The sequence below is a fragment of the Amycolatopsis sp. NPDC039088 genome (assembly GCF_055598845.1).
Window position 1 is genome coordinate 206,619 of the sequence record NZ_JBVKAE010000008.1, and the last position, 21,448, is coordinate 228,066.

The 21,448-nt window shown below is 68.9% G+C and carries 20 protein-coding genes; 8 read left to right on the plus strand and 12 right to left on the minus strand.

Annotation, left to right across the window (positions count from 1 at the left end; genetic code table 11):
- The first annotated feature begins 40 nt into the window (after window positions 1-40).
- Window positions 41-877 carry a hypothetical protein gene (locus tag ACZ7KI_RS13085; RefSeq protein WP_470273354.1) on the plus strand — a complete coding sequence of 279 codons (837 nt, stop codon included), beginning with the start codon at window positions 41-43 and terminating at the stop codon, window positions 875-877.
- A 104-nt stretch (window positions 878-981) separates the two neighbouring features.
- Here ACZ7KI_RS13085 and ACZ7KI_RS13090 read toward each other — a convergent pair whose 3' ends face one another.
- From ACZ7KI_RS13090 to ACZ7KI_RS13100, 3 genes are all read right to left on the minus strand, one after another.
- Window positions 982-1,491 carry a hypothetical protein gene (locus tag ACZ7KI_RS13090; protein ID WP_470273355.1) on the minus strand — a complete coding sequence of 170 codons (510 nt, stop codon included), beginning with the start codon at window positions 1,489-1,491 and terminating at the stop codon, window positions 982-984.
- A 129-nt stretch (window positions 1,492-1,620) separates the two neighbouring features.
- A complete protein-coding gene (locus tag ACZ7KI_RS13095) occupies window positions 1,621-2,268 on the minus strand; it encodes a TMEM175 family protein (protein WP_470273356.1) in 648 nt (215 codons plus the stop codon).
- Window positions 2,269-2,273: 5 nt separating this feature from the next.
- Complete coding sequence (locus tag ACZ7KI_RS13100) at window positions 2,274-2,798, minus strand: DUF6790 family protein (RefSeq protein WP_470273357.1); 525 nt, start codon at window positions 2,796-2,798, stop codon at window positions 2,274-2,276.
- 56 nt (window positions 2,799-2,854) lie between these two features.
- On the opposite strand from ACZ7KI_RS13100, the gene ACZ7KI_RS13105 reads away from it, so the two are divergent.
- The 3 genes from ACZ7KI_RS13105 (at window position 2,855) to ACZ7KI_RS13115 (ending at window position 7,792) form a co-directional block, all read left to right on the plus strand.
- Window positions 2,855-3,274 (plus strand): MarR family winged helix-turn-helix transcriptional regulator, encoded by a 420-nt coding sequence (locus ACZ7KI_RS13105; protein WP_470273358.1) that lies wholly within the window; start codon window positions 2,855-2,857, stop codon window positions 3,272-3,274.
- 195 nt (window positions 3,275-3,469) lie between these two features.
- Complete coding sequence (locus tag ACZ7KI_RS13110; protein WP_470273359.1) at window positions 3,470-4,099, plus strand: DUF1707 SHOCT-like domain-containing protein; 630 nt, start codon at window positions 3,470-3,472, stop codon at window positions 4,097-4,099.
- A gap of 375 nt (window positions 4,100-4,474) precedes the next feature.
- Complete coding sequence (locus tag ACZ7KI_RS13115) at window positions 4,475-7,792, plus strand: fibronectin type III domain-containing protein (protein ID WP_470273360.1); 3,318 nt, start codon at window positions 4,475-4,477, stop codon at window positions 7,790-7,792.
- Between the two features lie 53 nt (window positions 7,793-7,845).
- Here ACZ7KI_RS13115 and ACZ7KI_RS13120 read toward each other — a convergent pair whose 3' ends face one another.
- The 8 genes from ACZ7KI_RS13120 to ACZ7KI_RS13155 all read right to left on the minus strand — a co-directional run bounded on the left by ACZ7KI_RS13120 (window position 7,846) and on the right by ACZ7KI_RS13155 (window position 15,142).
- Window positions 7,846-8,277 carry a hypothetical protein gene (locus tag ACZ7KI_RS13120; protein WP_470273361.1) on the minus strand — a complete coding sequence of 144 codons (432 nt, stop codon included), beginning with the start codon at window positions 8,275-8,277 and terminating at the stop codon, window positions 7,846-7,848.
- Window positions 8,278-8,655: 378 nt separating this feature from the next.
- On the minus strand, window positions 8,656-10,185 hold the full coding sequence (locus ACZ7KI_RS13125; RefSeq protein WP_470273362.1) for an FAD-dependent oxidoreductase: 1,530 nt from the start codon (window positions 10,183-10,185) through the stop codon (window positions 8,656-8,658).
- Complete coding sequence (locus ACZ7KI_RS13130; RefSeq protein ID WP_470273363.1) at window positions 10,182-10,913, minus strand: class I SAM-dependent methyltransferase; 732 nt, start codon at window positions 10,911-10,913, stop codon at window positions 10,182-10,184. Before ACZ7KI_RS13130 ends, ACZ7KI_RS13125 begins: the two co-directional genes overlap by 4 nt.
- Window positions 10,910-11,230 (minus strand): lycopene cyclase domain-containing protein, encoded by a 321-nt coding sequence (locus ACZ7KI_RS13135; RefSeq protein WP_470273364.1) that lies wholly within the window; start codon window positions 11,228-11,230, stop codon window positions 10,910-10,912. Before ACZ7KI_RS13135 ends, ACZ7KI_RS13130 begins: the two co-directional genes overlap by 4 nt.
- Window positions 11,227-11,568, minus strand: coding sequence for a lycopene cyclase domain-containing protein (locus tag ACZ7KI_RS13140; protein WP_470273365.1), 342 nt, complete (start codon window positions 11,566-11,568; stop codon window positions 11,227-11,229). The genes ACZ7KI_RS13135 and ACZ7KI_RS13140 overlap by 4 nt, the downstream gene beginning before the upstream one ends.
- Complete coding sequence (locus ACZ7KI_RS13145; RefSeq protein ID WP_470273366.1) at window positions 11,569-12,531, minus strand: phytoene/squalene synthase family protein; 963 nt, start codon at window positions 12,529-12,531, stop codon at window positions 11,569-11,571.
- Window positions 12,528-14,045 (minus strand): phytoene desaturase family protein, encoded by a 1,518-nt coding sequence (gene crtI, locus ACZ7KI_RS13150; protein ID WP_470273367.1) that lies wholly within the window; start codon window positions 14,043-14,045, stop codon window positions 12,528-12,530. The genes ACZ7KI_RS13145 and crtI overlap by 4 nt, the downstream gene beginning before the upstream one ends.
- Window positions 14,042-15,142: a polyprenyl synthetase family protein gene (locus tag ACZ7KI_RS13155; RefSeq protein ID WP_470273368.1), complete on the minus strand. Its 1,101-nt coding sequence runs from the start codon at window positions 15,140-15,142 to the stop codon at window positions 14,042-14,044. The genes crtI and ACZ7KI_RS13155 overlap by 4 nt, the downstream gene beginning before the upstream one ends.
- 423 nt (window positions 15,143-15,565) lie before the next feature.
- On the opposite strand from ACZ7KI_RS13155, the gene ACZ7KI_RS13160 reads away from it, so the two are divergent.
- The 4 genes from ACZ7KI_RS13160 to ACZ7KI_RS13175 all read left to right on the plus strand — a co-directional run bounded on the left by ACZ7KI_RS13160 (window position 15,566) and on the right by ACZ7KI_RS13175 (window position 20,702).
- Window positions 15,566-16,456 carry a MerR family transcriptional regulator gene (locus tag ACZ7KI_RS13160; RefSeq protein ID WP_470273369.1) on the plus strand — a complete coding sequence of 297 codons (891 nt, stop codon included), beginning with the start codon at window positions 15,566-15,568 and terminating at the stop codon, window positions 16,454-16,456.
- Window positions 16,457-16,524: 68 nt separating this feature from the next.
- Complete coding sequence (locus ACZ7KI_RS13165; protein WP_470273370.1) at window positions 16,525-17,532, plus strand: DUF5914 domain-containing protein; 1,008 nt, start codon at window positions 16,525-16,527, stop codon at window positions 17,530-17,532.
- 484 nt (window positions 17,533-18,016) lie between these two features.
- Window positions 18,017-19,093, plus strand: a complete 1,077-nt coding sequence (locus ACZ7KI_RS13170) for an NAD-dependent epimerase/dehydratase family protein (RefSeq protein WP_470273371.1) — start codon at window positions 18,017-18,019, stop codon at window positions 19,091-19,093.
- Window positions 19,094-19,109: 16 nt separating this feature from the next.
- Window positions 19,110-20,702 (plus strand): phytoene desaturase family protein, encoded by a 1,593-nt coding sequence (locus ACZ7KI_RS13175; RefSeq protein WP_470273372.1) that lies wholly within the window; start codon window positions 19,110-19,112, stop codon window positions 20,700-20,702.
- Here ACZ7KI_RS13175 and ACZ7KI_RS13180 read toward each other — a convergent pair.
- A complete protein-coding gene (locus ACZ7KI_RS13180; protein WP_470273373.1) occupies window positions 20,693-21,154 on the minus strand; it encodes an SRPBCC family protein in 462 nt (153 codons plus the stop codon). The two genes, ACZ7KI_RS13175 and ACZ7KI_RS13180, sit on opposite strands and share 10 nt — an antisense overlap.
- Between the last annotated feature and the right edge of the window lie 294 nt (window positions 21,155-21,448).

Below are 21,448 nucleotides of genomic sequence, written 5' to 3' on the forward strand. Positions count from 1 at the left end.
GCCGCCACAACGATGCTGTGCGCCAACGGGGAGGAATCAGATGTCAACTCCTGGCTGGTATGGGTTCGACGCCCATCCTGAATCGTCTATCGCCGACCGCCGCCCACCGTCGACGGGTTCGCCTCCCGATCCTGAAGCCGTCATGGCAAGCGATTCGCTGCCTTCGCCGACGACGCTGAGTTTCGACGTGAGTCATGCGTTGGGTATGGAGGTGGTCGGCCAGGCCGCGGCCCATTGCACCATCGTCGCTGTCGATATCGAGGGGTTCGGGCAGCATCATCGCAGCAACGCGAACCGAGTGCGCATACGCCGCGGTCTCTACCGGGTGATGCAGGCGGCATTCGAAGGCGCCGGAATTCCGTGGCTTTCGTGTCACCGCGAAGACCGTGGCGACGGCATCTTGATCCTCTCTCGCGCTGAGACGCCAAAGGGCCTATTCGTCGAATGCCTGCCCTATACTCTCGCACTGGAGTTGTCCAGGCACAATTCGACTCATCCGCATGAAGAGCAGATGCGCCTTCGGCTTGTCCTGCATGCGGGCGAGATCAACTACGATGAATACGGTGTTACCGGCTACTCGATCATCCACGCGTTCAGGCTCCTTGATGCGTCATCTCTCAAGGTGACGCTCGCCGACAGCTCTGCGATTCTGGCCATCATCGGGTCTGAGTGGTTTTTCAATGAGGTCATCCAGCATAGCGAATTCAGTCATGCGGGGTCGTATTCCTCCTTGGAGATCAAAGGCAAGGAGGCGGAAACGCGAGGGTGGGTGCTTCTTGCCAGAACCTCCAGTGCGCCTCGCGGCTCGAACCTGGGTTCGCGAATCCCGCGTCACGGGTCCTGCCCTCGACCGGCACGACGGGGCCCGAGGCGATAGGTGGCGTATTTTCTGTGCGCTGTGCGGTCGAGCTGAATCGCGCGGGGGTATGAGGTGCTGGTGAAGGTCCTGGACAGGAGATCCGGAGCGCTTCCGTTGCTCCGTCAGCCGTTCAGCGCGGCCTCGTACTCCTTCGCCTGGTCTGGAGTCAGGAACCGCGATACCCGCACCAGCACCGCGTCCTTCACGTAGTCGTACTCGCCTGCCATGGGCAGGTTCTTCGCCACCGACTGAATGAACTCCATCCGAGCCCTCGCGCCCGCCCCGTCCGCGAACACCTCCACCGAACCGCCGCGCTCCACCGCGTCCGCGCCCAGATACTCGACGTCGGCTGCCTTGACCCGCGAGTCGGTGAACGCGGTCTTCGACGTGTAGCCGTTCGGGCGTCCCAGCAGGTGGTTCGGGTCGTCCTCGGCGGTGTACGCCTTGGTCGGCTTCAGTGCCGCGATCTTCTCGCCGATCGTCTTCGTGACGTCTTCTGCGGTCTTTGGTGCACTGCTCCCGGCGGTGGCGGTGGCGGAACCGATCGCCGACGGCGAGCTGCCGCCGCATGCGGCCAACGAGAGCGCGGCCAGTGTGACGGAAGCGACGGCCACGATACGACGGATGGTCACGAATTCCTCCAGCATGACGATGGTCGACGCCGGTATGTCCCCCGAACCTGATCTTCCGTTACCGGGCGAGGCCACATCGTGATTCTTGCGCTCCCCAGCAGGATCTATCGTGCTGGGCAGCGCTCGGAGTCAGCGCGCCTGCCGCGCCGCGACGCGGCGGGCGATGGCGAGCGTGATCGGCGCGGCGAGCCAGCACAGGTACGCACTGGTGTCGTCGGTCAGGAACGAGACCGGAATCGACACCGCGAACACCGCTGCCAGGCAGACGCTGCGCGTCAGGCTCTGGGCGAACACCTGGGGCGGGTCGTCGGTTCGGTACAGATGTTCGCGCCGGATTTCCCGGATGATCAGCGCGAACGACGCGGACGCCAGAACCTGCACCATCGCGTAGAGGCTGAACCGGGGCGGAAGGGCGCCCTCGGCGGTGATCACGCGCGTCGCGAACGGCATCAGGACCTGCATGAACAGCCAGGTGAGGGTGAGGCTGATCAGGCGGCCGCTCAGCGAGCGGACATGGGGGAAGATCTCGTGGTGGGCGCGCCAGTGCGCGGCGATCACCACGAAGCTGAGCGCGAAGGCGAGGTACTCCTTGCCGTGGGCCGACACCGAGCTCAGCATGGCGCCGGTGGTGTCGCCTCGGGGGATGGGGAGGTCCAGGGCCAGCAGGGTGAGCGCTATCGCGATCACCGCGTCGACGAACATGGTGAGCCGTTCGGCGGCGGCCGCTCGCGTCTTCCCGACCGAGTCGTCGGGTTTCTGGCCGGTAGGTGTCGTCATGGGGGTCACGCGGCGATTTCCGTTGCCGGCCGCGGGGTGTTCGCGAGGCGCCGGGATCGGAGGGCGAGGATGATCATGACCGCCGGGATCAGGACGTCGGTGACGAGGACTCCGCCGGTGTTACCGGGAGCGTGGTCGCCATTGGCGAACCACTGGTAGACGTGGCCGATCACGGCTCCCCAGAGGAACATTCCGCCGCCGATGCCGATGGTGAGGCGTTCGCGCGCGGATGCCGACGCGGCCCGGAAGCCCATGACGGCCAGGCCGAGGTTGGCGAAAGCGATTTCGAACATGAAGGGGGTCCGGTCGAAGCCGATCGCCGTGGCCATGACGTCCGGGAAGGCGAGGAAGGCGATCGTCATCCACAGGCTGCCGCAGCCGAAGGCGCCGATCGCCCACCAGCGTTGCCAGATCTCGAGCCGCTCCTGAGACGACGTGACGTGGCGGGCGCGGAGGAAGGCGCCGACGGCGGGTATCACGACCCAGACCAGCGGGAAAGCGGATTGGGCGACGAATGAGAGGTTGTCCATGACCTAAGTCTTACCTAGTTAATATTAACCCGTCAACACTCTGGTACGATGTGGGCGTGGACGACGGACTCGCAGACTTGCTGCACCGCGTGGTCATGCTCATGGGTGAGGCGACCCGGCGGCGCACCGATGACCTCGGCGGTTTGACCTATGGCCAGATACGGCTTCTGGGGACACTGGAGGACATCGAGCCGACGACGCAGCACCGGCTCGCGCAGGCGCTGTCGGTGTCCGATCCGGCGATCAGCCGGGCGCTTCGGCCGCTTGAAGCGGACGGCCTGGTGCGGATCACCGTCGACCCCGAACACGCGCGGCGACGGCTGGTCCGCCTCACCGACCTCGGCAAGAAAGCCTTCCATGCCGCCGGAAAGCCTCTCTACGACGAGTTCCGCGCGGCGCTCGTCGCGGCGGGCTTCCCGTACGAGCGCTACCTCGAAGACACCCTTCGGCTGGCCGAAATCCTCGCGTCCGACTGAGGGTGTGCGACGAACTCGCGTTTCCTCGCGGGTATCCGATCGGTCATTTCTTGTGCGATGCGTGAGCCTTTGAGCGCTATTCATGCGCACGGCCGTTATAGCGCGCGACTCGGTGGAATTTCGAGGATGGCGCGCCGATGAAGAATGTCCTGTGCGGTGGAATCATCCCTCATTGCGCGTCCTATAGTCGCTGTCATGTCCAACCTGGAGCGTTCGACGATGCGGGTGGCCGATTCCGACCGCGAGCGAATGGCGCAGCTGCTTTACGAGGCCATGGGGGCGGGGCGGCTCACCACCGCCGAAGTGGAAAGCAGGCTGGATCTCGTCTACGCGGCCAAGATCTTCGCCGATTTCGAGCCGATCATCGCGGATCTCCCGGCCGCGTCCCCCGCTCGCCCGGTGCGTCCGGATGCCGGCGTCGGGGGGCCGCGGGGGTCGATCGCGGTCATGTCCGGCGTCACGCGGCGGTTCGACGGGGTGTTGCCCGCCGAGCACGTCAGCCGCGCGTTCTGCGGGAGTGTCCGCCTCGACCTGCGTCAGGCGGAATTTCCCGACGGCCTCTGCGTGATCAAGGCCAGGGCGGTCATGGGTGGAATCAAGATCGTGGTGCCCGAGGACGTGGTCGTCGATGTCCGTGGTGTCGGACTCATGGGCGGGTTCGGTGGCGGCCGGAGGCCGGCGGGGCAGCGATCGACGGTGGGCACGCCGGTTCTGCGGGTCACCGGGTTCGCCTGGTGGGGTTCGGTGAAGGTGATCCGCAAATCCCGGGAGTCCCCGCGGCAGAGCCGGCGCGAGCACCGGTCGTCCCGCCGTCCGCGTCGATGAGCACCGGCTCACCGCGGCTGCGACAGGGTCCGTTGGACAATCTCGACATTCTGCCCGCTGTTGGTCAGAACCCGTCAGTCATCGCCTTCTAGCCGGTCCCGGTATATCCCGCGGTTGACAGATTCGCGGATGGTGAAGCGCCCGCCCGTGACAAGTGTTTCGAATCGTCACGCGGGTCTCGGCTTTTCTCTTGCCTGGCCTGTGCTTCGGGTGTGTTAATTCCGTGTGGCATGCCGGTAGCGCGTCTGAATTCGTTGGGGGGATGGGCGGCGAAAGGCATTTTCGTGTCGTTGTTCTTTGGGTTTTGAGTGAGCAGTGGGAGAGTGACCTGTGAAGCACAGAAGACGTAATCGAAGACTGACCGGAGTGGTGGCCGTGGCGACCACGACGGCTCTGGTGGCGTTGGGTCTCGTGGCTGGTTCGGGTGCCAGTGTCGCGGCACCCGGTGAGCTCACGCAGACCTATTCGTGCCCGTTCCCGTTGATCGGCAATCAGAACGTTTCGGTGACGATCAAGACCACCCAGCCTTCGACGATCGAGGCGGGAAAGCTGACGCCCGCGATCGAGATCGCGGCCGTGTCCAACGCGGGCAAAACCGCGACTGATGGCCTTCGCCTCGTCGGCGCGGAAACCATCCAGGGCACCGCGAAGGCGACTTCGACCGTGACGATGCCCGGCACACAGGGCGCGTTGACGGTGAAGGTCGACGCGGACGTGCCGAATCAGCCCCTTCCGGCGGCGGGCAACGACCTCGTCGTCAACGCCAAGGGCAGCGCGCCCGCGTTGAGATTCGATCAGCCGGGAACCGCGACCTTGGCGGTGAACGGTCTCCAGCTGGTGATGACCCCGCTGAAGGCCGACGGCACCTTGACCGGTCTCGGCACTTTCACTTCGGACTGCGTCCTGTCGGAGGGGGCCGCGACCGTCCTGCAGAGCTATACGGTGACCGGCTCGCCGGTCGCCCCGGAAGCCGTTGTGGGCGCGGGAAATCATCCGCCGCTGCACCAGGTCTACAGCTGTCCGTTCCCGCTGATCGGCAATCAGGACGTGTCGGTCGACATCAACGCGACGTTGCCCGACACGATCCCGGCTGGCCAGTTCACCCCGAAGATAGACATCACGGCCGTCTCCAACGCGGGCAAGACGGCGACCGAGGGGCTCCGGCTCGTCGGCGCCGAAAGCATCAAGGGATCGGCGCTGGCCACCTCGCTGGTTTCCAGCCCGCAAGGCCACCTGGCCGTCGGAGTGCCGACCGCCGTCCCGCTTCAGCCGATTCCGCCCAAGGGCAACGATCTGGTCATCAACGCGAGCGGGGCCGCCCCGTCGTTGCGGTTCGACCAGCCGGGAACGGCGACCTTGTCGGTACACGATCTGGTGCTGACCATGACCCCGCTGACGGCGACCGGCGCGGAGACCGGCCTCGGTACGTTCGTCGCGGACTGCACGCCCGCGAACGGGCAGGCCAACGTCCTGCACACCTTCACCATCACCGCCGCGCCCGATGCCACCGCGCCTTCGGCGCCGGGTGCGGTCACGGTCGGTGAAGTCAAGCAGAACAGCGTCGGGTTGTCCTGGGGTGCCGCCACCGACAACGTCGCCGTGACCGGATACGACGTCTACGAGGGCGCCAACCTCGTCAAGGCCGTGACCGGCACCTCCGCCACGATCGACGGCCTGGCGCCGGACAAGGATTACAGCTTCACGGTCAAGGCCAGGGACGCGGCGGGCAATGTCTCCCCGGCCACCGCGCCGGTGACCGCGCACACCGCGAAAGCCCCGGACACGCAGGCACCGACGGCGCCCGCGAACCCCCGCTCGACCGGGACCACGCAGACCAGCGTGACGCTGGCGTGGGACGCCTCGAGTGACGAGGTCGGTGTCACCGGTTACGACGTGCTCCGCGGTGGCGAAGTGGTCAAGACGGTCACGGACACGAGCGCCACGATCGACGGGCTGACCGCCGATACCGAGTACTCGTTCACAGTGGTGGCCAAGGACGCCGCCGGGAACAAGTCTCCCGCGAGTTCCGCGGTGACCGCTCGAACGCAGGCCGCGCCGGACACGCAGGCTCCTGGGGTGCCGGGCGGTCTCCACTCGACCGGGGCGGCGGCGACCAGCGTCGGACTGGCCTGGGACGCTTCGACCGACAACGTGGGTGTGGTCGGCTACGACGTCTACAACGGCACGGCCTTGGTGAAGTCGGTGACCGAAACCAGCGCCACGGTCGACGGCCTGACCGCCGACACCGACTACACCTTCACGGTCGTCGCCAAGGACGCGGCCGGGAACAAGTCCCAGCCCAGCGCACCGGTGACCGTCCGGACGGCCACCGTCCCGGACACCGAAGCGCCGAGTGCCCCGGCAGGCCTCGCCGCTGCGGATGTCAGCCAGTCCAGCGTCAAGCTGTCGTGGACGGCGTCCAGCGACAACGTGGGTGTGGTCGGCTACGACGTCTACAACGGCGCCACCCTGGTGAAGACGGTCACGGAGACCTCCGCGACGGTCGATGGCCTCGCGCCGGACACGGAGTACTCGTTCACGGTGGTCGCGAAGGACGCCGCGGGCAACGCGTCGGCCGCCAGCGCCGCGGCGACCGTCCGGACACAGGCCGCGCCGGACACGCAGGCTCCCGCGGTGCCGGGCAACCCGCGCTCCACCGGAACCACGCAAACCAGCGTGACCCTCGAGTGGAACGCCTCGACGGACAACGTGGGCGTCACCGGGTACGACGTCTACAACGGGGCGAACCTGGCGAAGTCGGTCTCCGGCACCACTGCGACGATCGACGGTCTCGCGCCGGGCACGGAGTATTCGTTCACGGTGGTCGCGAAGGACGCGGCGGGCAACCTGTCGGCGCCGAGCGCCGCGGTGACCGTGCGGACGCAGGCCGCGCCCGACACGGTGGCCCCAGGGGCACCGGGCAACCCGCGTTCCACCGGCACGACCGAAACCACCGTCGCACTGGCCTGGGACGCCGCGACCGACAACGTCGGAGTCACCGGGTATGACGTCTATCAGGGTGCTTCGCTGGTCAAGTCGGTCACCGGCACCGCTGTGACCGTGGACGGTCTCGCGGCGGACATGGAGTACTCGTTCACGGTGGTCGCGAAGGACGCCGCGGGCAACAAGTCGGTTCCCAGCGCGCCGGTGACGGCGAGGACCAAGCCGAAGACCACGCCTGGCGTGACGTACAGCTATGACCTGGCCGGCAAGTCTCAGTTGAAGAAGCTGACCGGCCCGATCGATCTCCGGGGCGGGATCAACGCGGCGATCACCCTGGCGAACGGGGCCTTCGACGCCGATCTCACGCTGAACCCGTCGAGCGCGAATTTCACGCTCTGGGGCTTCGTCCCGGTCAACGCGAAGGTCGAGTTCTCGCCGGTGGGCAAGACCAAGGGCACCCTGGCAGGCGGGATGCTCAAGTCGACCTCGGCGGTGACGGTCAAGCTGCCGCGGATCAGCGTCTTCGGGATCCCGGTCTCGGCGAGCCAGACCTGCCAGACCGCGACCCCGGCGCAGATCCCGCTGCAGTCGAAGGCCGGGTTCGATCCGTTGGCGGGCGGCAAGCTCACCGGCACCTACACCCTGCCGCCGCTGCAGGGTTGCGGGTTCCTGAACGATCTCGTGTCAGGGATCGCTTCCGGCCCCGGCAACACGGTGGAGGTGAACCTGACCCCGCGTCCGGCCAAGTGAGCTGATCGGACGCACCGAACCGGTCCTGCCGCAACCCCGCGGCAGGACCGGTTTCATGGCCGGACAGTGCGGGGAGTCGCCCGCCATTTCAGTCTGCGCGCGTAGTCCTCGTCACGGCGTTGTCCGGCCAGTGCGACGAACTGCGCCCTGGCCTCCGCGGGGTCGGCGATGGCTTCGTCGTCGGCCATGTCGTGCAGTCGCTTGAGCGTGGGGGAGCCTTCTGCGAACAGAGTGAGTCGTGTCGGCGCGGTAGGCGTAGGCGAATGCGCCCAGCAGCCAGGAAAGTCGCGCAGTCCCGCCTCGCGGCCCGGGCCGCCGACGTGGCCTAGCGGCGCGTGCTCCCACAAGTACGCGCGGACGCGGTCGAACAACTCGGCCAGCATGGACTCGTGCACCGGCGGCAGCACCCGTGGCTGGTCGACGTCCAAAACCGCGGAGCCCTGTTCGTAGGCGACGCGCAGGTCTTGCCAGCCGTCCGCGGGCACGGTGATGGGCGGGCAGCCGCGCGTGCGTGGGGTACTGGGCGGCCTGAGCGTGCGCCCAGTCCCACGACACCAGACCGGATCGGATCAGGCCCAGCAACGCCGAGTAGGGCGGGGCGGCCTGCACCAGCGAGGACAACCGCCCGCTGAACGTCCGGGCGACCTGTGACCAGTGCCGCCGATCGACGCGTTCCTTGGCCTTCGTGATCCCGGTGAAGTCAGGATCTGGCCCTGCGGGAGCGTGACGGTTCAGCCGTTGACGGGATCGACGATGGAGGAATCGGGACACTCAATGTCCCGATTCCTCCATCGTCGCGACCTCCCCGCGCCCCGGTCAGGATCAGCCCACGACTCCGCTTCGGCCTCGCGGCGAGTTCCGGGTCAACCGGGCATCGAGGCGGCCAGCCGGTTCAGCAGGCGGATCCGTCCGTGGTTGGGGACCGAGCGGATCGGGTGCCCGGCGAGGCCCCAGTGCCCGAGAAGCGAGTTCGCCGCGGTCCAGCCGGTGGCGGCGGCGCGTTCCATGAGGGCGACCGGCAGGTCGATCCGGATGCCGTCGCCCGCGAGTGCCAGTGCCGGGTCGGGTGTTTCGACCTTGGGCCGCCGGACGAAATCGCCGACTCCGAACAGCGGGCAGTCTTCGCGCCACAACGTGAGGTCGCCGACGACACGGGTGTCCCGGGTCTCCGGGTAGATCTCGTGGAGCCGGTCCTCCAGTGCTTTTCCCAAGCCGCTCGAGTCCTTGGCGGTGGCCGCGTAGGCGTGCAGTTCGACGACCGATCCGCCGGTGCGGGCCGCCCAGCGCCGGGCTTCTCCCTCATACCGATCGAGCAGGCTGATGTTGTCCAGCGGCGGGATGCTGCCGGTGCCGAGGAACGGCGACCGGTGTGGCTCGACCGGGCGGTCGAGCCAAAGCCGTCGGACCAGGAAGGGCGGGGCGGTACGCAAGCCGCCGACGGCGGCTCGCCAGGCCTCGGTGCCGAGCTCCGGTGAAGCGGCCACGATTTCGCGCAGGCCGGTGACATCGCAGGCGAGGACCACGCCGTCGAAGGTCTCCGTCCGGCCGTCTGCTTCGAGCGCGAAACCGTCGGGGGTCCGGCCGAGGCCGGTCACCGTCGCTCCGGTGCGGATGTCGACGCGGCGGTCGGTGAGATAGCTCGCGAGCGGATCCCAGAGCGCTTGCGGGAACGGCTCGGTCGGTACGTCGAAGACGAGACCTTCGCTGGAGCCCAGGAAATACAGGTGGAACATGGTCGCCAGCTCGGCGGCCGACAGATCGCGCGGGTCGGCGAAGAAGCTGCGCGAGAAGACCTCGAACGCGAGGTGCTTGGCGGCGGGCGGGAAGTTGATCGCTTCGAGGAAGCTCGAGGCGTCGGTGTGGTCGAGCCGGTGATAGATGTCCGGCACGCTGACCGTCGCCAGCGGCAGCGCCTCGCGGCCGCTGAGGTGCAGCAGGTCCTTGCGGGTGAAGGTCGGGCTGCGCCAGGCGAACGCCACCGCGTTCCACGGCGGGGTGCGCGGAAGTCCGGCGAAGGTGTCGATGCGGCCGTGCGCGTCCAGCAGTGGATAGTCGGTCAGCGGGGTGAGCCGGTCCAGCCGCGGATCGGTGCGCGCGAGCAGGGCGCGCAGGTTGTAGTACTGGCGGAAGAACGCGTGGAAACCCCGGCTCATGGTCACCGCGGTGCCGTCCGGGAGCCGTTCCCGCCAACCGCCGGCTCGTCCGCCGAGATGGTCTTCGCGTTCGAAGACGGTGACGCTGACGCCGCGTTCGGCCAGTCCGGTCGCGGCGGTGAGCCCGGCGATGCCGCCGCCCACGATCGCGGCGGTGGGACGCCGTCCGAGCAGGTCGGCGTCGGGAAGGCCCGCCGGTGCCTGCCGGGTGACGCGGCGGCGGTCCCGAGGGCGGCTCACGGTGTTCCCAAGGGCGCGGTGCCGACGACGGTGTGGACGATGTCGCGTTGCCAGCCACCGACGGTCGCGGTGTGGACGTCGGTGAAACCGGCGTCGGTGAGGCGCCGGGTGAGCGCGGTGACGCCGTCGAATTCGAGGACGCTGCGGCGAAGGTGACGGTAGAGGGTGGCGTCACCGGTGGTGAGCTTCCCGAGCGGGATGATCACGCCCGCGCAGACGGCGTTCCAGACGAGGCGGGCGCGCCGGGAATCGCGGACGGAGTACTCGTGCACGGCGATCCGGCCACCCGGTCGGAGCAGCTCGCGGAGCCGGCGCAGCTGCGCGGTCGGGTCGGTGAGGTTGCGCAGCAGATACGCCGCCAGGATCCCGTCGAACGGCCCGTGGATCCCGGCCAGGTCCTCGACCGGCGTGTGCACGAACTCGACGCTGTCGGGCCAGGTCTTGCTCCTGGCGCGGTCCAGCATTTCGCCGGACGCGTCGAAGGCGGTGATCCGCGCGTCCGGCGCCACGGAAAGGAGAGCCGCCGTGGACGCGCCGGTTCCGCAGCCGGCGTCCAGCACGCGGAGGCCGGGTGCCTTGGTGGGGAGCGCGAGCCGCCGGGCGGAAAGGCGCAGATGCTCGTGGTAACCGGGATTCGCGCCGACGAGGCGGTCGTAGAACCGGGCTTCGGTGTCGAAGGCCGATGGCACGGTTTCGCGCGGCAAACCGTCTCGCGCCATGGCGTTCATCGCGTTTCCTCTCGTGCTCGGGCTCGTTCCCACAGCAGCAGTACGGCGGTCACCATCGCGAAGCCGAAGAGGAAGTCTTCGACCGGGATGTCCCAGGGAAACCGCCAGCCGGTGATGTGCTCGGGCGCGTAGCGGACGATCGGAGCGGACAGCTTCGTCAGCCAGCCGTCGACGGGGATCTGGAAACCGGTGACGATCGCCATCGTGAGCCAGTAGGCGGGTTTCCGGAACAGTCCGGTCTTCAGCACGCCCAGCTCGACGAGTACGACCACGATCGCCGCGGCGACCGCTGGAACGGTGTAGCCCCAAGGAATCATCGCCGGACCGCCGGTTTTTCGCGCCGCCGGACCGCGGTGAGGGTGAGCTGCACGGCTTCGTAGGTCAGCACCCCGCAGACCGGGATCACGACGAAGAACAAGATCTCTTCCAGCGGAAGGGAAAACGGCGCGCGGACACCGGTGACGAATTCCGGCGCGTAACTCCAGACCTCGCCCGCGATCGCCAGCGCGTCCCAGACGAGGAAGACCACGGCCACCGGGAGCAGTGCGCGGGCGAGTCGTTTCGGCCGCCGGTAGACGCGGGCGCCCGCGATTTCCAGCGGCAGCGTGACGAGAACGCACGCCGCCAGCACGACGAGGTATTCGACCTTGCCCACTCAGGCCACCGCCGACGGGGGAGCGGGAGTGGAATGCCGTGTGCGCGCCCACTGTGCACGAGCGAGCGCGCCGCAGGCGACCCCGAACCGACGGCGCCGGGAGACCGTCGCGCGGCCGGCGAAGACGTCGTGGTCCAGATCCTCGATCCGGTCGAGGATCTCCCCGTAAAGGGTCGCGGCGGTGGCCACGCAAGGTCGTGAGACCGGATGCAGCATCGCGATCCCCGGCCGCGCTTCGGCGTAGACACGCCGGGTCACCGCGATCTGTTCCTTGATCGCGGCCCGCACGCGTATGTCGGATCTGCCGTGTTCCGCGCACCACGACAGCCGTTCGCGGTCGACGTCGTGTTCCTTGAGTTCGTCGGCGGGCAGGTAGACCCGTCCGCGTGCGAAGTCCTCGGCGACGTCGCGGAGGAAGTTGGTCAGCTGGAAGGCCTTTCCGAGCGCGGCGGCGCGTGGTGCGGCCTCTTCGCGGGCCGTCACCGCGCCGAGGATCGGGAGCACCTGCAGGCCGATCACTTCCGCCGAGCCGTGCATGTAATCGTCGAGATCTTCTCTGGTGGCGTAGTCGGTGACGCTCAGGTCCATCCGCATCGAGGCGAAGAAGGCTCGAAAGAGCCGCTCCTCCAGTTCGTACCGGGCCGCCGTGTCGATCACCGCCGTCAGCAGGGGATCGTCGCTCGTGCCCGCGGTCAGGTCGGCGAGGAAGCGATCCTCCACTTCGGACAGTCGCGCGGCAAGGGACTCCGGGGTGGCGTTCGCGTCGGGCTCGTCGACGATGTCGTCCAGCCACCGCGCGAAACCGTAGAGCGCGTGGACGGCGGGCCGTTGCGCGGGAGTCAGCATGCGTGTCGCCAGGAAGTACGTCCGGCCGTGCCGGGCGTTGACGTCGCGGCACCAGGTGTAGGCGGCGCGCAGTCCAGGGTCGTGGATTTCGGCGGCGTCGAGTTCGCGTCGGGTCATCGGTTCGCCTCCGCGGCCAGGTCGAGAACACGGGAGCGGCGTACGGGTACGCCGGTGATCCGGTCGGCGGCCAGCCTGCCGGAGATCAGCACGGTCGGCACCCCGACTCCCGGCACCGTCGCACCACCGGCGAGGACGACGTTTTCGGTGCCACGCGGGAGGTTCCGGGGGCGGAACGGTCCGGTTTGGACGAACGAGTGGGCGTAGCTGAACGGGGTTCCGGCCACCAGCCCGCGGTCGGCCCAGTCGGCGGGGCTGAGCACCTCGGTGAACTCGGGCTCGAAGTCCGGCAGTGCTCGCTGCCGGGCGATGGCGAGGATCTCCTCCGCGTACGGTTCGGCGTCAGCGGCCCAATCCGCGGGGCCCCGGTCGAGATTCGGTACCGGCGCGAGGATCGAGTAGAGCTGACGGGCCAGCGGTGCGAGGCCCGGATCGGTCGCGGTCGGCCGGGTGATCAGCAGGGACGGGTCGGTCATACGGCGTCCGGTGGTGATGAGTTCGTGGAAGGTCGAACGCCACCCGTGTCCGAAAGAGATGGTGTGGTGCCCGACCTCGGGCCGGGGATCAACGCCGCCGGTGTGCACGATCAGCGCCGACGGCGCGGGCCGCAACGGAATGGGCCGCTTCGGGGTCCGGCCGAGCAGCCGGTGGCTCTCGGGCAGCTCGGTGGTCAGGACGACGGCGTCGCACGGATGGCGTTCACCGGCGGCCGTGCGGACCGCGTGGATCCGGGCGCCTTCACGTTCGAGCGTGTGCACGGGATCGCCGTAGTGGAAGGTGACGCCGTTCTCGGCGGCGACCCGGGCGAGTGCCTGGGGGAGCGCCGCGACCCCGCCGGGCGGGAAGTACACGCCGCCGACGGTGTCCATATAGGGAATGACCGCGTACAGCGCCAGCGCCCGCATCGGCGACTCACCCGCGTAGAGCGCTTGGAAGGTGAACACCCGCTTCAGCCGCTCGTCGGACAGGAAAGACCCGATCTTCGGGTCCAGCCGCCGGAATCCGCCGAGTGCCACCAGCCGGGCCAGGTCCGGGTTGAGCATGCCGAGGGGTGAGTCGATGTTCGAGTCGATGAACCGGCCGAATTCGGTGCGGTAGAGCCGGGTCAGCCACTCGCGCAGCCGGAGATATCCCGCGGCCTCGCCCGCGCCGGCGAACTCGCGTACCGCGTCCGTCATCGCCGCGGCGTCGGTGTGCACGGGCAGGGTGCTGCCGTCGGCGAACTGTGCCAGATAGGCCGGATCGAGCCGGGTGAGCGGTAGTTCCTCGTCCAGGTCTGCGCCCACCGCGCCGAAGGTGTCTCGCAGGATCGACGGCATGGTCAGCACCGTCGGGCCGGTGTCGAGCAGATAGCCCTTGCGTTCGACCCGTCCCGCGCGGCCACCCGGGCCGGGGTCGCGTTCGAGGACGGTCACCTCGCGGCCGCGGCCGGCCAGGTGCAGCGCCGCCGCCAGACCCGACAACCCCGCGCCCACCACGACGATCCGGTCCGTCCGTCCGGGCACCGTCTTCACTGGTCGCGCTCCGTGCACCGGCCGGCGAGGACGGCCAGCGCGTCCGCGGCCGGTCGCGGGACGACGGCCGGGTCGATCACCGCCAGCGCCTTGTCGGCGCGTTCCCGGATGAGTTCGCCGAGGCGCTCGCGTGCCCCGGTCGCCGTGATCAGCCCGCGCCAGCGGGAGACGGCGTCGTCGTCCACCGTGGTCAGGTTCAGCAGTGCGCCGAGTTCGTCGCGCTGCGACCGGTCGGCCATTTCGGCGGCGAGCACCACGACACTGGACGCCTTGCGATCACGGAGGTCCTGGCCGGCGGGTTTACCGGTGACCGCGGGATCGCCGAAGACACCGAGCAGGTCGTCCTTGAACTGGAACGCCTCGCCGACCAGGCCGCCGTACTCGGCGAGAGCGGCGAGGACGTCCGGACCGCAGCCGGCCATGGCCGCGCCGAACTCCAGCGGCCTGCGGACGGTGTAGTTACCGGACTTCCGGCGCAGCACGTCGAGCAACGCGTCCCAGCCGGGTAGCGTCCGGGCGTCGTTCACCAGATCGGCCAGCTGGCCGACCGCCAGCTCCGCGCGCATCGCGTCGTACCTCGCCCAACCGCGCGACAACGCTTCCGCGTCCAGACCGGATTCCCGGAGCAGCTGCTCCGACCAGACCAGGAAGAGATCACCGGCGAGGGTCGCCGCGGATTCACCGAATCGATCGGCGGAGCCGCTCCACCCCTGTTCGGCATGCCACCGCGCGAATCGCAGGTGCAACGCGGGACGGCCTCGCCGCAGCGCCGAGCCGTCCATGACGTCGTCCTGCGCCAGCGCGAAACAATGGAGCAGTTCCAAGCTCGACGCGGCCCGCAGCGCGCCGTCGGATTCCGGGCCTCCGCATCGCCAGCCCACGTAGGCGAACATCGGCCGGAGGAATTTCCCTCCGGCGAGGAACTGGGGGAGGACGGTTTCCGCGAGTTCACCCTCGGCGCGGCCGGAGAAGTGCTCGGCGGCCCGTGCTTCGACGAAACCGTGTGCTTCGGCAAGACAGCGCGCGCCCAGGACGTCCAGCCACGCGGCAGGCGACTCCTTCGACGGCGTCACTTCCGCCGCCATGGTCGACGCCATCCGACTTTCCTTCCGCCGATCCGGTGATTCGTTGCACAACCGTTTCACTGCTGAGGTAACCTTGTCTACTAGATCCGGCGACGCCCCCGCAACTCGGGCGGTATCGCCTGCAGGCAAGGAAGTCCGGGGGTTTCCTCGGTCTTCTCGGCTCAAACCTGGATCGCTCGCGGATCGAAGAAGACCGCCATGCGAACGAGGGTGGTCCGGACCCCGCCACCCTCGGGAGCCCGGTGCCCCTCGTACCGGGTTCCCGGCGCCCGGCGGCACCTGGCGTTGGCCGGTATCTCCCCGGTCACGCCCAGGTGCCGCCGGGCGTTCGTTCGTTCCGGAAGGCGGTATGCGCCTGTCCACGCCCGGTGACCTCGTAAGCTGCCCGCAGTTGATATTCGTGCGAGCGGGCACTCGCACCGGAACGCGGAATGGATGGACGTCGACGAGATGAGCGGCCGTGTCGGCCCCCGAGCCGGAGGTTCGTGGACTCCTGGCAGGGTCGCCGAGGTGCTGGGCGTCTCTCCGGTCACGCTCCGGACCTGGGCCGCGCGTTACGGCGTCGGCCCCACCTTGCGGGGTGAGGGTCGTCATCGCCGTTACTCGGACGCGGACGTCCGCAAGCTGCAACATATGCAACGGCTGATCGACCGGGGGATTCCTGCCCGCGAGGCGGCCGCGGCGGCCTTCTCCGGCACCGATGAGACGGTCCCCGACGTACCCGTCGACAGGCTGGTGGGTGAGCTGGAGCAGGCCGCGGAAGACCTCGAATTCGCTTCCATCGCGGCGTTGCTGGACGAGACCCTCGACGCGATCGGCGCGGCGGCGACGTGGGTCGACGTCTTGCTGCCGATCCTGCGCCGCCTCGGGCGCCGCTGGGCAGGGGGTGACGTGTGCTTCGAGTCGGAATGGGCGCTCACCACCGAGGTTTCCCTGGCGCTGCAACGCTATGTCGCCCGGTTCGCCGCCGTGCCCACCGAACGCGGAGTGCTCATCGCCTGTTGCCCGGACGAGCGGCACAGCCTGCCGGTCGAAGTTCTCCGCGCGTCGCTGCTGGAGATCGGTGTTCCCGCGCTCTACCTCGGTCAGCTGGTACCCGCGGAGACCATGGCGGGCCTGGCGTCCAAACTGGATCCGGTGGTGGTGGTGCTGTGGTCGATGTCCGCCGCCACTGTCGACGTCCTGCTGTGCGAGCGTTTGCGGCGGCAGGAAACCGAGGTCGTCGTCGCCGGCCCCGGCTGGGAAGGGCTCGACGTCCGTGGCGCACCCTGGGTCAACGACCTGACCACCGCGCTGGATGCCGCCGCCGCTCACTTCAAGGCCTGAACCGTTGCGGGATCGCTTCAAGTGCCTGAGGATGGCAGGGAGACGACGCGCGGCAGAGAGGGCTTCCGGTGGATCTCAGGCGGCAGGTGATCGAGCGTTGGCCGTCGAAGTGGCCGGTCCAGCCGTTCCGTGAACCGGCTTGGGCCCGGCAGGAACCGACCTACCGCGAATGCGGTCCGGCACTGATCGACGCCGCGGTCAAACGCGCCGACGCCCGTCCGGCAGGCAATTGGTTCGTCGTCGCGGCCAGCCGCGAGATCCGCGAGGATCGGCCGCTGGGGCTGAGCGCCGGTGGCCGCGAACTGGTGGCCTGGCGTGGCGAGGACGGTGAGCTGGTCATCGGACCCGGTGCCTGCCCGCATCTCGGTGCCCCGCTCGAACAGGCTCGTGTCCATTGTGGAGAGTTGGTCTGCCGGTGGCACGGGCTGCGGATCGGGCCGGAGCGGCCGGGCTGGTCACGGTTGCCGTCCTACGACGACGGAGTGCTCGTCTGGGTGCGCCTCGACCGCTTCGGTGGCGAAAACCCCACGGAGCGGCCGATCGTGCCGGTCCGCCCGCGAGGTGAGGCCACCATCGACGCGGTCGCGACGCTGACTGGGACGTGTGAACCCGTGGACGTCGTCGCCAACCGGCTCGATCCCTGGCACGGCGCCTGGTTCCACCCGTACTCGTTCACGCGTCTGCGGGTTCTGTCGGCGCCGCAAGGGAACGACGTCACCGACGCCGAGGACAAATTCGTCGTCGAAGTGACCTTCCGGCTCGCCGGGAAACTGGGTGTGCCGGTGATCGCCGAGTTCACCTGTCCCGAGCCCCGCACGGTGCTGATGACCATCGTCGACGGCGAAGGCGCGGGCAGTGTGGTCGAAACCCATGCCACCCCGCTCGGGAACGGCCCCGACGGACGACCTCGGACCGCCGTGATCGAGGCGACGATAGCCACCTCCGACCGGCCCGGTTTCGCCAAGGCCGCGCGGATCGCACCGGCACTGCGGCCACTGATGCGCCGGGCGTCCGCGCGTCTCTGGCGGGACGACCTCGCCTACGCCGAGCGGCGCTACGCCTTGCGGTGTCCGTGAAGGCCTCCTTCACTACCTTCAGGGTCAATGCCAGGAACTTAAGCGACGGTTCCTGAGGCTCTCCAACTGTCCATAAAGGATTCATCGAGAGCCGATTCGTCCGATTGATCACCCTTTGCCCGTGTTATCAAGTCCGTGAAGGCCTCCTTGAGGGACTCTGAGTCCCTCAAGGAGGCCTTCACGGACCATCGACACCATCGACCTTCGTGGGCGAACAGTCGCTGCCCGAACGGACGGTACGTACTGGAGCCGGACTACCCGACCTGGGCGAACATGTCCGACACGCGACCGCCCCGCCGGCCTTAAGCTCCTGGCATTGACCCTGAAGGTAGGGAAGGAGGCCTTCACGGACAGTGAGCCGAGCACGCCATGTTGCCTCAGCCTCAATAGAGCCAGGTACCTAAGAGAGGGTTCGCCAGAACCTGAATCCCCACTCACGACCAACACAAGTTTCCGCGATCACCGGGCCGGGTAAGCGCAGGCTGTGCGGATCGTGATCACCGGGGCGACCGGAAACGTCGGGACGGCGCTGCTCCACGCCCTCGAGCCCGGCGACGACGACCTGATCGGCGTGGCGAGGAGGCTGCCCGACACCACGGCAGTGCCGTATCGCGCGGCGGCCTGGTCGGCCATGGACCTGGGCGACGACGTCGGCCGCGCGAAGCTGACCGACCTGGTGGAGGGCGCCGACGCGGTCGTCCACCTCGCTTGGGCGATCTCACCTGAGCGCGGGGACCCGCCGATGTGGCGGACCAACGACCACGGGACCCGGAACGTGCTCGCCGCGGTGGCGGCGGCCGGGGTATCGCATCTGGTCGTCCTGTCGTCCGTCGCCGCCTATGGACCGGCGCCTCGGTGGGAGAAGGTCACCGAGGACTGGCCGCGCGAGGGCATCCCGACCAGCGCCTATAGCCGAGGCAAAGCGGGGCTGGAGGCCTTGCTCGACCGGTTCGAGGAGACCCATCCGGAGATCCGGGTGGCCAGGTTGCGGCCGTGCGCGATCCTGCAGCGCCGGGCGGCGGGGGAGTTCGAGCGCTGGCTGCTGGGGCCGGCTGTCCCCGCCGGTGTCGTGGGCCGCCGATGGCTGCCGCTCCCGCTGTGGGCGGATCTGCGGGCGCAAGCGGTGCACAGCGCCGACGTCGCCGAAGCGATCAGGCTGGTGCTTGAGCGGCGTTTCACCGGAGCGGTGAATCTCGCCGCTCCGGGGGTGCTCGACGCCGACGCGCTGGCCGGTCTGCTCGGCGGGATCCGGGTCCCGGCGCCACGCTCACTCGTCCGGGTGGCCGCGCACGCCGCCTGGCGGACAGGCGCCTTACCGCTGCACCCCGGTTGGCTGGATCTCGCCGACGGCGCGCCGCTCGTGGACACCACCCTCGCCGAGACCGCGTTGGGCTGGACACCCCGGTACGACGCCGCCAGTGTGATCGCGGAACTGGTCGCCGGACTCCGGTCGGGTGAAGGCGCCGCGAGTGCCCCACTCGCCCCGCCGCGTGGGCACGGTTTGGTGACCAGGCTCCGCTCGCTCGCCCGTGGCAGGCCCAGCCACCAATCACAATCCTGACGATCGGGAGGCTCGGATGAGCACGGAAGTCTTCGACGCGGTCGTCATCGGTGCCGGCCACAACGGCCTGGTCGCGGCGAACATCCTGGCCGACGCCGGCTGGTCGGTGCTGGTGCTGGAGCACGCGGAGAAGCCGGGCGGCGCGGTACGGACCGACGAAGTCACCGCACCCGGTTTCCGCAACGACCTCTGCAGCGCGTTCTTCCCGCTCACCGCGGTGTCGCCGGTGATGCGGGGACTGCGGCTCGAAGACCATGGGTTGAGCTGGCGGCACGCTCACGAAGTACTCGCGCACGTACTGCCCGACAACCGGTGCGCGGTGCTGTCACGGGACATAGATCGGACGGCGGCGTCGGCCGACGAGTTCGCGCCGGGCGACGGCGCCGCCTGGCGGCGCTTGTTCGCGCAGTGGCAGGACCTTCGCGAACCGCTGCTGAACGCGTTGTTCACGCCGTTTCCGCCCGTGCGCCCGGCTGTGCGGCTGCTGCGGCGGACGGGGACCGCCGACGCGCTGCGGCTGGCACGGATGCTGACCTTGCCCGCCCGCCGGTTGGGAGAAGAGCATTTCGACGGCGAGGGCGCCCGGTTGCTGCTGGCCGGCAACGCCGCGCACAGCGATATTTCCGTGGACAACGCGGGCAGCGCGGTCTTCGGCTGGCTGCTCGCGATGATCGGGCAGGACGAGGGCTTTCCCGTGCCGGCCGGCGGAGCGGGTGAGTTGATCGCGGCACTGGTGCGGCGGCTTTCCGCGCGCGGCGGTGAGATCCGATGTGGTTGCCCGGCAACGGAAGTGCTTGTCGCGGGTGGACGGGCGATGGGCGTGCGAGACGGCGACGGCAACCCGATTCGGGCGCGCAAGGCGGTACTCGCGGACGTTCCGGCGCCGACGTTGTACGGCGAGATGGTCGCGCCGGAATGGCTGCCCTCGCGGCTGCTCGACGATCTCGGCCGGTTCCAGTGGGACAGCGCCACGGTGAAGGTGGATTGGGCTTTGTCCGGTCCCGTTCCGTGGAGGGCGGAAGGCGCTCGCGGGGCGGGCACGATCCACCTCGGTGCGGATTTGGACGGCTTGTCGGCGTTCGGCGGCGACCTGGTCCGCGGCCGGAGCCCGCGGAATCCGTTCCTGCTGTTCGGGCAGATGACGACGAGTGACCCGCTCCGATCGCCGCCGGGTACCGAGGCGGCGTGGGCGTACACCCATGTTCCCCGCGGGCTGATGGAGAACCGGGAGGAACTGGACCGGCAGGTCACGCGGATCGAAAAGACGGTCGAGGCCAACGCGCCGGGGTTCCTCGACCTGATCCAGGGCCGGTACGTGCAAGGCCCGCTCGAACTGGCCGCCCACGATCCCGGGCTGGTCGGGGGCGCGATCAGCGGCGGGACCACGGCCATCCACCAGCAGTTGTTCTTCCGTCCCGTCCCCGGCCTCGGCCGCGCGGACACCCCGGTCGACCGGTTGTTCCTCGCGGGTGCGTCGGCGCATCCGGGAGGCGCGGTCCACGGCGGCCCCGGTGCCAACGCGGCCCGCGCCGCGCTGGCCAGGGCGGGCCTGCTCGGCGAGGGCTACGCGGCGGTGATCGGCGCGGCGAACCGGGTGGTCTACCGCTGAGCCCCCTTGCGGTTCGCGTACTTCCCGGTCGCCAGATCCGCCAGGCGGGCGAGGGCTTCGGTGTTGCGCGGCTTGGCGACCAGCGCCTGAACCGCCTCGGGCAGCACCTTGCCGGGACCACGCACGATGCTTTCCCGCATCCGGACCTCCGTCCGGCCTTCGCCGTGGGGAAGGAGCGTCATCTCGACCGTCGCCGCGCCGAGCGGCCATCCCCTCGCCTCCAGCGACAGGGAAACCCCGGGCTCGACGGCTTTCACGACCGTCACGTCCTGGATGTGGAAGGGCCACGGTCCGACGCTGTGGTGGATCCGGGAACCGACGGCGGGCCAATCCTCGTCGACGTCACGGATGTGGGAACTGCCGACGACCCAGCTCGCGTATAGCCAGCCGTCGGCGAGCACGGTGAAAACGGCGTCCGGCGGTACGTCGACGACTCGGCTGACTTCGCTCACTGCGTCCTCCTGTTGTGGGGTGACAGAGCCCGGATACCCCGACGGTGTGAATCGAATGCGCAACGCACGGTGGATACCCGGGACGGGTGAGTTCAATCGGCGAGAGCGGAAGGGCCGTGAAGGCCTCCTTCCCTACCTTGAGCGCAGGGTCCCGGCAAAGTCGAAGTCTTGCTGGTCGGTCGACTATTTCTGCACTGTGGCGGGGCCGCACGCATCGGTGGTGGAGGTTGATCAACGGAAGGTCAGAGGCGAGCCGAGGTAGGGCAGGCCTGATTCTGGACGCCGGAGAGGTTT

Bases quoted from the DNA above. Each gene is read 5' to 3' on its own strand.
- ACZ7KI_RS13110 (WP_470273359.1), top strand. From the start codon at position 3,470: ATGTCCAACCTGGAGCGTTCGACGATGCGGGTGGCCGATTCCGACCGC.
- ACZ7KI_RS13100 (WP_470273357.1), bottom strand. From the start codon at position 2,798: ATGGACAACCTCTCATTCGTCGCCCAATCCGCTTTCCCGCTGGTCTGG.
- ACZ7KI_RS13145 (WP_470273366.1), bottom strand. From the start codon at position 12,531: ATGACCCGACGCGAACTCGACGCCGCCGAAATCCACGACCCTGGACTG.
- ACZ7KI_RS13130 (WP_470273363.1), bottom strand. From the start codon at position 10,913: ATGAACGCCATGGCGCGAGACGGTTTGCCGCGCGAAACCGTGCCATCG.
- ACZ7KI_RS13175 (WP_470273372.1), top strand. From the start codon at position 19,110: ATGAGCACGGAAGTCTTCGACGCGGTCGTCATCGGTGCCGGCCACAAC.
- ACZ7KI_RS13135 (WP_470273364.1), bottom strand. From the start codon at position 11,230: ATGATTCCTTGGGGCTACACCGTTCCAGCGGTCGCCGCGGCGATCGTG.
- ACZ7KI_RS13155 (WP_470273368.1), bottom strand. From the start codon at position 15,142: ATGGCGTCGACCATGGCGGCGGAAGTGACGCCGTCGAAGGAGTCGCCT.
- ACZ7KI_RS13085 (WP_470273354.1), top strand. From the start codon at position 41: ATGTCAACTCCTGGCTGGTATGGGTTCGACGCCCATCCTGAATCGTCT.
- ACZ7KI_RS13160 (WP_470273369.1), top strand. From the start codon at position 15,566: ATGGACGTCGACGAGATGAGCGGCCGTGTCGGCCCCCGAGCCGGAGGT.
- ACZ7KI_RS13095 (WP_470273356.1), bottom strand. From the start codon at position 2,268: ATGACGACACCTACCGGCCAGAAACCCGACGACTCGGTCGGGAAGACG.